This is a genomic window from Xenorhabdus bovienii, from assembly GCF_024721015.1.
GTDB lineage: Bacteria > Pseudomonadota > Gammaproteobacteria > Enterobacterales > Enterobacteriaceae > Xenorhabdus > Xenorhabdus bovienii.
In genome coordinates this window covers 1-551 of sequence record NZ_JANAIF010000306.1, presented here as the reverse complement: position 1 = coordinate 551, position 551 = coordinate 1, and the positions used below count along the sequence as shown (strand labels likewise).

At 53.4% G+C, this 551-nt stretch carries 2 protein-coding genes; both read left to right on the top strand.

Going from position 1 to position 551, the window contains the following annotated elements; all coding sequences use genetic code 11:
• The first annotated feature begins 20 nt into the window (after positions 1-20).
• Positions 21-326, top strand: coding sequence for a phage tail assembly protein (locus tag NXS07_RS20715; protein ID WP_038195930.1), 306 nt, complete (start codon positions 21-23; stop codon positions 324-326).
• Positions 326-475: a GpE family phage tail protein gene (locus NXS07_RS20710; protein WP_308686650.1), complete on the top strand. Its 150-nt coding sequence runs from the start codon at positions 326-328 to the stop codon at positions 473-475. Before NXS07_RS20715 ends, NXS07_RS20710 begins: the two co-directional genes overlap by 1 nt.
• Positions 476-551 lie beyond the last annotated feature (76 nt).

Sequence of the window (551 nt, the reverse complement as noted above, 5' to 3'; positions counted from 1 at the left end):
CGCCCAACGGAGACTAAACCATGTCAAAAACAGTTATTTTTTCTGAACCACTGAAACTGGCGGACGGCAGTACTATCACCGAAGTGGTCATCACCGAAACCATGCGTCAGGTCGGTGCCCTGCGCGGCCTGAAATTGTTTGATGTGATGACCAGTGATGTGAATTCATTGATCACGTTGTTGCCGAGAGTGACACGCCCACGCCTCAGTGAAGCCGATATCGCCACTATGCCGATTAATGATTTTACGCAACTGGCGGCGGCGATTGCGGATTTTTTAGCGCCCACCTCGCCTGCCAGCGAGACGAACGAACCGGCCGACAGTTAATTCCCTGTCCGGCGGTCGATACTGACGACATCATAGCCGATATTGCCACGGTCTTTCACTGGTCGCCGTCAGAGTGCGATGGCATGACGGTCAGTGAATTATTGAAATGGCACGAACGTGCGGCGACCCGTAACGGAAACGAATCATGACCGATCGTAACTTGAATATTCGGGTTTCACTGAGCGCGGCAAACCGACTTTCAGGCCCCCTTAACGCCGCCAACCG

Excerpts from the sequence above, each read along its gene's own strand:
- NXS07_RS20715 (WP_038195930.1), top strand. The coding sequence starts at position 21 with ATGTCAAAAACAGTTATTTTTTCTGAACCACTGAAACTGGCGGACGGC.